4 protein-coding genes are annotated in these 4,524 nt (G+C 44.7%); all 4 read left to right on the top strand.

The features are described 5' to 3' along the window. Nucleotides 1–713 (top strand): ABC transporter permease (locus B4C08_RS09040; protein WP_296664651.1); only part of this gene is annotated, 713 nt, incomplete at its 5' end. Nucleotides 714–985: 272 nt separating this feature from the next. After that, a complete protein-coding gene (locus tag B4C08_RS09045; protein ID WP_296664653.1) occupies nt 986–2,125 on the top strand; it encodes an SLC13 family permease in 1,140 nt (379 codons plus the stop codon). A gap of 697 nt (nt 2,126–2,822) precedes the next feature. Next, nucleotides 2,823–3,677 (top strand): leucine-rich repeat protein, encoded by an 855-nt coding sequence (locus B4C08_RS09050; RefSeq protein WP_296664656.1) that lies wholly within the window; start codon nt 2,823–2,825, stop codon nt 3,675–3,677. Nucleotides 3,678–3,988: 311 nt separating this feature from the next. Beyond that, nucleotides 3,989–4,524: hypothetical protein (locus tag B4C08_RS09055; protein WP_296664657.1), on the top strand; the 536-nt coding region annotated here is incomplete at its 3' end.

The raw sequence follows: 4,524 nt of genomic DNA on the forward strand, positions 1-4,524 counted from the left end.
CCGAGCTGAAGCTCAGCCTGCGTGACATGAACATGGTGATTTTCGCCGTAATCATGCCGCTTGTAGTTTTCATAATTTTCGGCATTATATATGGAAGAAAACCTGCTTATGACGGTGCGGATTATACATTTTTGGAGCAGTCTTTCGGGGCGGTCGGTGCAATCGCAATCTGCGCAGGCGGACTGATGGGGCTGCCGCTGGCGGTTTCGGGCTTGCGTGAGATGAAGATTCTCAAGAGGCTTCGCGTTACGCCTGTAAGCCCGGTGTTCATTCTGGGCGTGGAGCTTGCGATGTATGTTGTCTACTGCGCAGCATCCCTTGCGACGCTTTCTGTCGCCTCTCTTTTGTGGGGCGTAAGACTGCACGGCTCGTTCTGGGCTTTTCTCGGCAGCTGGACGCTTACCATGCTCTCGACTTTGTCAATTGGAATGCTAGTCGGAGGTGTGGCGAAGGACACCAAGCAGGCAAGCGTAATCGCATGTGTCCTTTATTTTCCCATGCTCGTTCTTTCAGGCACAACGCTTCCTCTTGAAGTTATGCCGAAAGCGATGCAGAATGTCGTAAGCTTTTTTCCTTTGACGCAGGGAATAACGATGATGAAAAACACGTTTCTCGGAATCGGAGGTGAAGGCGTTCTGCTGCCGGTCTGCGTAATGCTTGCAGTCGGCGTGCTCTGCACGGCTCTTTCCGCCTGCTTCTTCCGCTGGGAATAAAACGTTTTTGCCATCCTTCGGTTTGACCGGAGGATCTTGCGTGGTGAGATTCCCGTGTCTGCGTCCGCCTTGCGGCGTACTTGCAAGGGAATGACATGAAGCTAGCCTGTTATTGCCGAGGTTTTATTCTCTTTGTCATTGCCGTGCTCCGACACGGCAATCTCCCGTGTCTTTTCCAGTCATAGCCCTGCGGCATTTGCGGAACAAAAATGCGATTTGTGATACACTTACTGCGAATCGCTCAAATCTTCAAAATCAAAGAAGGCAAAAAAATGTCGGCAGGAAAAATCTTTCAGAAAATATTCATCTGGTGCAAGAAGGAAATCGTCTTTTGCGTCACGTTTTTGTTCGCGCTCATTTCAACGTTTTTCGTAAAGCCAGACGCAAAATACATTTCGTACATCGACTTCGGGACGCTTCTGACGCTTTTTTCGCTCATGGCGGTCGTTTCAGGCTGGAGGCGGACAGGGCTTTTCGGCGAGCTTGGAAACATCGTCTGCCGCAAAGTTCACGGTCAGCGCGGACTTTGCCTTACGCTCGTTTTGCTCTGCTTTTTTACAAGCATGATTATCACAAACGACGTCGCGCTCCTTACGTTTGTTCCGTTTGCGGTTGTCCTTCTTTCAAAAACAAGCGGTTTTCTTCTATTATACACCGTTGTTCTTCAGACTCTTGCGGCGAACCTCGGAAGCATGATTACTCCGATCGGGAATCCGCAGAACATATTTCTGTTCTCAAAAATGCAACTCGGCACAGTCCAGTTTATGAAAATCCTTTTTCCGTACACATTGCTTTCACTTGTGCTTCTGATTCTTTCAACTCTGATAATAAAGAACGAAAAAGTCCAGATTGTGCGGCAGGAAACCGAAAACGGCGGCTCAGGCTTTGTAGATTGCACAGGAAAAAACATTTTATACACGGCGCTTTTTATTCTGTGCCTTCTTTCGGTCGTGAACGTGATTCCAAAATGGGCGGCGGCGGTTCTTGTCGCGCTTTGCGTACTTTTTTCCGACCGGAAGATTTTTTGCAATATCGATTTTATGCTGCTTCTTACATTCACGGCGTTTTTTATTTTTACCGGAAACATCGCGCGCCTTGAAAGCGTGGACAGTTTTCTAAAGCGGATAACAGGAGGAAACGAATTTGCCGTAAGCCTTGCGTTCAGCCAGGTGATAAGCAATGTTCCCGCAACGCTTTTGCTACATCCGTTCGCGCAGGACACAAAGGAGCTTCTGCTTGGCGTGGACATCGGCGGACTTGGAACACCGGTTGCATCCCTTGCAAGCCTCATAAGCCTGAAGCTCTACACGCAGGAAAAAGGCGGAACCGCAAAATTCCTCGCAGTCTTTACACTGATGAACATCATCTTTCTTGCCGCCCTGTGCGCAATGAAGGTGTTTTTGCAGGGCTGATGGAAAGAAAAAAAAGTGCCAAGCGGGAAAGGAATTTTCGCCTGTGCTTATGGGAGCTATAACGAAAATCTCACATAACTGTTTGACGTAAACGTTTTTCTGTAGTATATTGAAAGAAAGGAAATGCCCGATTTCTGTCGGTCGTCTCCACGTTTTTGACTACAAAGCCGTCCAATGTGGGTAAACGAAAGGGCGGCTTTACTTTTTAACTCTTCTTATTTTTAAGGTAAGAAAGGGCTTCAAGAATTAGAATGGCTAAATTAATAGCCAACGAAATAATTTCGTAAATCGTCATCTTCGTAAGCCTCCCTTGTTCAAATTCCAGCAAGCTGGTTTGAGTTCGGGAGACGCCGCCTTAGAAATCAGGCACTTCCAACAAAATTATTATAACACATTTTATTACTACTGTATATATGTAAAGTTTAAAAATACTGTCAGTTTTAGTAATAGCCGTGCGTAATCTACGATGTTTCTGAAAGAAACTCAATCAGCAATCTTTTTTTCTATAAAAATCCGCAAAATTTTCCTACTTTTTTCTTTCTTTGCCGTGATATTTTCCTCTCCATGCTGTATAATAATAAGACAATACAAATCTGATAAGAGACCGTTCAAAAATCGGACGGCAAATGGAGAAAGCGATGAAAATTAACCACAAGTTCCTTCCCCCCCCCGTGTAATTTTTACATTATTTTTAACTTTGTCGCTGCTCACCGGCTGTATGACCGGGGATGACAGCAAACCGGCAGAATACAAGCTCTCGTTCAGCGCAAACGGCGGCACAGGCGAAATGGAGAGCATAACAAAAGAAGAGAACGAGAAAATAAATCTTCCTGCCGTAAAATTCTCCAGAACAGACTTTGAGTTCTTGAACTGGAACACTTCGGCAGACGGAAGCGGCACAGCATACGCAGACGGTGCGGAATTCACATTCAATTCAGACACAATGCTCCATGCGCAGTGGACGGTTGCGGCGGAAAATGCGGTCAACGCAATAAACAGCCTTCCTGCCGGCGAGCACAAAATTGCAGTTACAGGCGAAATGACAAAAGACAATCTGAAAGGCGTAATAGAGGTAATCAAAGGCAATTTAAACGGTGCAAAAGTCTATCTTGACCTTGGCGGAATAACAATAGATTTTTATGATTGGATAAAATGTTCATTTGCGGACTGTGAGAATCTTACCGGCATAGTGATTCCGGCAATCGAACCGCCGGATACCGAATATCAATATGAATTGCTTGTAGCAGATGTGTTCAAAGATTGCAAGAACCTTAAAACCGTCATCATTTTAAACAGTTCAGATTATAAGATAGGATACACTGCATTTAAAGACTGCTTATCTCTTGAATACGTAGAGATTCCTGCAAGTATCATTTCTATAAAAAGCGACGCGTTTGACGGCTGCACGGCTCTTGAAACAATCACATATAAAGGCACAGTCGAGCAATGGAAGCAAGTTAAAACTGATGATAAGGATTCAAAATACAAACTCATGTCCTTGAAAGTTCAGTGCGAAAACGGCACGGCAAGCGGTTCTGATTTAACTCTATAGATTATATAGAGGAATAAAAAAATGGCGGCTCGTTTGGACGTAGACTCGATAATTCGTGTGCAGAGATTCCCTTGTCAAGCAAGGGAATGACACGGAAATTAAATCGCAAAATTCCAATAAATTAAACCCCAAGTATTGCAATAGCTTCAATCAACCACTTCACACCAACACCAATCCCCACAAATAAATCCATTCAATTTTTCTCATCTTTTTTTATTGTAACCATTGACATTACAACAAATCTGGATTATATTCTTCTTGTAACTAAAAAAGTTACAACGTGCACGCAAAAAAAATATCAGAGGTGAATTATGAACACAACAAAAAATCTTTCGGCAGGAACTGTAACGGTTTACGACTTTGGAAAAATCAGGCTTCACGCTTACGACACAAAGGACGCTCTTTGCGACGCGGCTTTTGTTGTCGAGGGCGAAAACGCGCTTGTGGGAATCGAGCTTCCTTCGTTCACGGAAAATCTTGACGCTTGGAAGGAATACGTTGCTTCGCTTAAAAAGCCGATGAACGACATTATAATCAGCGACCATCCGGCCGGCGCGGACTACATCAAGGGAATGAACGTGTGGGGAACTGAAAACGCGAAAAAATCTGTGAGCGGCGGAACTGCATTCGGAATCACGCAGGGACTTTTGAAAGCGTTTGGACCAGCTTTCCACGGAAACTTTATGGCTTCAATTAAAAATATTCTGCACGAGGGAAAAAACACGATTGCCGGAATTGACTTTGTGATTTACGACCGAGGCTCTTCTTTCGATGTTGAAATTCCGGAAGCAAACGCGATTTACACCCACATGCTCGGAAAGTACGTCCACTCGATTATCGGTTCGGA

Origin of the sequence: Treponema sp. UBA753, assembly GCF_002297325.1 — a bacterium.
In the GTDB taxonomy this organism is placed as follows: domain Bacteria; phylum Spirochaetota; class Spirochaetia; order Treponematales; family Treponemataceae; genus Treponema_D.